Origin of the sequence: uncultured Paraglaciecola sp., assembly GCF_913058035.1 — a bacterium.
GTDB lineage: Bacteria > Pseudomonadota > Gammaproteobacteria > Enterobacterales > Alteromonadaceae > Paraglaciecola.
Genome location: NZ_CAJXPA010000273.1, coordinates 1 through 4,112, shown reverse-complemented (window position 1 = coordinate 4,112; position 4,112 = coordinate 1). Strand labels below are relative to the sequence as shown.

3 protein-coding genes are annotated in these 4,112 nt (G+C 39.7%); 2 read left to right on the top strand and 1 reads right to left on the bottom strand.

Annotated elements, in window-relative coordinates; all coding sequences use genetic code 11:
* Positions 1 to 841 precede the first annotated feature (841 nt).
* A complete protein-coding gene (locus tag QZ562_RS20035) occupies positions 842 to 1,141 on the bottom strand; it encodes a hypothetical protein (RefSeq protein WP_293764255.1) in 300 nt (99 codons plus the stop codon).
* 854 nt (positions 1,142 to 1,995) lie between these two features.
* Here QZ562_RS20035 and QZ562_RS20030 point away from each other — a divergent pair.
* Both QZ562_RS20030 and QZ562_RS20025 read left to right on the top strand, forming a co-directional pair.
* Positions 1,996 to 3,150 carry a DUF2325 domain-containing protein gene (locus QZ562_RS20030; RefSeq protein WP_293764253.1) on the top strand — a complete coding sequence of 385 codons (1,155 nt, stop codon included), beginning with the start codon at positions 1,996 to 1,998 and terminating at the stop codon, positions 3,148 to 3,150.
* Positions 3,151 to 3,744: 594 nt separating this feature from the next.
* Positions 3,745 to 4,071, top strand: a complete 327-nt coding sequence (locus tag QZ562_RS20025) for a hypothetical protein (protein ID WP_293764250.1) — start codon at positions 3,745 to 3,747, stop codon at positions 4,069 to 4,071.
* Positions 4,072 to 4,112 lie beyond the last annotated feature (41 nt).

Here is a 4,112-nt window from a genome sequence, read left to right as displayed (position 1 = left end):
GAGCTAGGTTGTTAGTAAACCCATTGAACTCCCTTAGACGACATTTAATATTGAGTTGGTTCAAAAAGATCAGATCATATAATAACTCAGGAGATCCTGCAGATTCTGACTTCAATATTTTTTATATCGATTCAACTCGACTGATTATTTCGCTCATTTCATCAGATAAACCGGTTAAATTCTTAGCAACAATGACTCATAAAGACGAACCATAAATAAACTGCCTGCATATTTTAGGGTGTTGTTCTCATATTCATTCTATCAACTTAAGCTTCGTTAACACCCTCACTTTGAGACTTATGAACATCGCTGGTGGTGAATTGAAAATGTATTCGTAGCTTATTGCCACTCTTTGCTATCGACACTTGTAGCTAGCTATAACGTCGATGTCACAATAAATTTAAAGCCCGACGAATAATTAGATACTCTAGCGGTGGTAGCGTTTAAATTCGGTCCGACGGCCATTCAACAGTAGTTCGCTCACGCAAACGATAAACTACTGTCTATTAAAATCTCAATAGTGTCAATTTACTCGAAGTACGTAAGCCAGAAATGAAATTAAGATATCAATCGGAAGTAAATGGTTACAAAACTTTTAAATAATAGCTAATCAAAAACTCACAACTGTGATTGCTAGTTTACTGTTGCGCAGAGTTTTAGTTCAAATCTAACCGAGGCCTAAAAATCAACTGAAAACAATTAAAAATGTAGTTTTTTCAGATCACTTTCAAAAACAAACAGCGCCACAACCCGAACAATGAAAGTTGAGAACAATATAAAATGACAATTGTTATGTTAAAAATCAGCGTTTGTCAGTGCTATGCGTGACCTTGCCTTCACGCTATGCGCGCTTCTTGGTCGCCTGATCGTTTTGACTTTGGCCATAGCGTAAAGTCATTTCACTGTCGGTTTTAGCAGCGCCCAAGTCTTTAAGTTGGCTATGAGGATGCTTTACTGGTGCCATTTCTGACGTTAGACGCCATGGCCAGTTTTTTAATCCACCACGCAATAATTTATGGGAATATCCATATTTTTCTACCAACTTAACATCCATAGCCATCAGCACAGAGTACGCTCTCATTCTTCCAGTGACTTCACGCCCTTCAATTATAGATTTATAAATTTTCGAAATAGTATTCATTCAATATTTCCTTTAAGTTTAGTCATATCGTTATAACAGTCCGTTAATCTGTTTTTCGGATAGGTTAATTCAGAAATTTATACTAAAAGAACGCTTTGTCGGTAACAAACGAGTAATTGTTAACCGCTGATTAAGCGATAGTTACCCGAAGTCACTCATAATCTCAATTTGACTTGGCGCTTGAGTCTGTCTTTTGAACTTCATCAGACTCTATGATGATCCAATGATTAGGGGGTGAGCTTCATGACTTCCGATTAGAAAACGACTAGTACGTGATATTTTAGATCATTTGGAAACCTTCAAACGTACAAGTATTAATACTGACATTTGGTATTAGCGAGTTGGGCTGGGGAGACACCGTTCGCAAACTAAACATTGAAACTGCTCAGGTGGATGACAAAAAACTCATTTTTTGGACGACCGATTCAACCCAGGTCGAAGTTGCTGTTATTGACTGAGCCCTTAGGTCTATCGAATTAAAAGCTTGGAGCCTCTCTGTCGAGTCATCCTCTATAAAAAATTGCGGTTTTTGCCCTATTGTTACCGCCATAGATTCCAAATACCTACTCACCTTGCGTAATACTAAATACAATTGAGAACAATTCGCATTGACGTATAAGTCTTATTCGTATCTAATGCGAATGATTCTTACTAACTTTAATAAATCAGTCTTAGCTTAATATTTTGCTAAATCATGTAACAGAAAAGTAAATGCAATTGAAAAGTACAATTTGATAATTTTTATTGCATAACCACCCTTGTTCCAACGTATTGAAATTTGCCTAACTTACCTCAACTCTGCGGGTGAATCTCGATGCTTCGACATTTTAAATTAGTTCTAATTGGTGATAGTGATGTGTATTACAGATAATGTGATCGATGTGTGTGTTTCAAAGAAACTAGCAATCTGGGATGTGCCCAGTCATCAACTTTGTACATTAATAGGTTACTGTATTGATGTGCCCTATATACGCAAGATTCGAAAAAAATTTCCGACCATAACTGCCGACCTCCAGGGCGAAACTGACTATGAGCTACACGCCTTTTGCGTGAATGCCTGTCTAGACAAAAACCTTTTATCGACGCACCTCAATAAATATCTTAAACGTTCTTACCAAGCCAATGTGAGTGCGCTGAGACAACATAAGTCAGATGAAGCAGTGGAAGCATTTTGGCGGTCAACGGACTTAAATGATGATCGTCAGATCGCAGGATTTTGTTGGGCATTACTGACCAGCCAGTATGCTAGTGCAGCGATCAAACAAAAATTGTATGGCGAGATACACATGCTGTCGCATACCTCGGGGCAGGCACTTCGGACTGAACAAAAAAGACTCACTACAGAAAATTTTCAGTTATTACAGGAACAACCAAAACAGGCACGAGCACTTTTGAGGCAACAGACACGCTATGAGAGTCAGCAGGAAATCACCAAATCACTCGAAAATCAAATCGTCGATCTAAAGCAGCAGCTGTTATTAAAGGACGATAAAACCAGTGATTTATCAGACAGCCAAGCCAATGAACTTTTTAAAAATTATGAGAAAACTATCTGGTCTCAACACTCACAAATGGTCAAATTACAGGTTAAGTTGAAACTTCAAGAGCAACAATATGACGAGCTAAAAGCCAGTCAACTCGACCACACAAAGCTAGAAATCAATACAACAAACAGTGATACAAAGGTCATTCCTTTCAACTCTGATCTCTGTGGAAAAAGTATTCTTTACGTCGGTGGTTTTTCACGTCACAAAGATCGCTTTAAGCAATTAATTGAATCGATTAACGGTCAATTTCTTTATCACGATGGCGGCCTGCAGCAGTCGACTCAACTACTCAATATGATGGTTAAAAAAGCCGATGCCGTTTTCTGCCCTATCGATTGCATCAGTCATGGTGCAGTGGGGCGCATCAAATCGTTGACTAAAACAGAATGTAAAGATTGTATTTTTCTGCGAAGCCCCAGTATCACTTCGTTTAAAAAAGAAGTCATGCAATATGCCTCTTAGATCCGACTTCTAAAAAAAGGATACAGCAGAAGTAGTCTTACCCGGTGATATTCATACGCAAGATTGAGATACCGGTACAGTCTCAATTTGCCTGCTGTAAACATCATCACATGTCAAAGGCATGATATTTTTTGGATGGTGTCATGCACCAAAATCGAATTTCTGGTGCCGTCTGTTTAGCCCATTTCAGTAATAAACTGTGACCTGTCCCCTTGCATATTTTGGATGAAATAGATCGTTTGTGTGTGTTTCCACCATCAGTTATCACAAGGCCATAACTGGTTATCCGTTATTTCCAGAATCTACTCTAATGCGTTGATTTATGTTAATTGCGGCTAACCTGCCGATCTTTATTGACTCAGAGTCATTGAACGATATGCGTTCGACGATGTTGCAAACTATCGCCACATCGCTCGCTTTGCAATCACCAAAAGTTATCATTATCAATAAAATAATACAGCTTGTCTTTATAGTCTCTGCCCCGCAATCTATAACAGATTTAGTGGTGATCACACAGGCTAGGCTAGGAATTTTTATTGCTAATTTTCTTGGTGAGCGGTTGAATTTAATTCTGATGAGGAGGAAAGTTACAAGATGGCTGAAAACATAAAAACAGACTCGCGATTGACCAGCGAAAACGCCAGACGAGTTTTAAGGCGTGATCCAAACCCCCATCTATTTCGGCCCATCACCTTTCGTGGAGTGACAGCACGCAACCGCATTATGCTGTCCCCCATGTGTCAATATTCTGCCCAAGACGGCTTAGCAAATGATTGGCATTTTGCTCATCTTGGGGCCCGCGCATCGGGTGGCGCTGGCTTTGTTTTTACCGAGGCAGTCCATACCGAACCACGGGGACGAATAACACCATTTTGCCTTGGCCTATGGACAGACCAGCAACTGGCCCTTATACACCTCTGACCCTTCCGCCGAAAGAGGACAGACTACGAGCTGCAGATAGC

What these genes read in the sequence shown, in the direction of transcription:
- QZ562_RS20035 (WP_293764255.1), bottom strand. Translation starts at nt 1,141, where the DNA reads ATGAATACTATTTCGAAAATTTATAAATCTATAATTGAAGGGCGTGAA.
- QZ562_RS20030 (WP_293764253.1), top strand. Translation starts at nt 1,996, where the DNA reads ATGTGTATTACAGATAATGTGATCGATGTGTGTGTTTCAAAGAAACTA.
- QZ562_RS20025 (WP_293764250.1), top strand. Translation starts at nt 3,745, where the DNA reads ATGGCTGAAAACATAAAAACAGACTCGCGATTGACCAGCGAAAACGCC.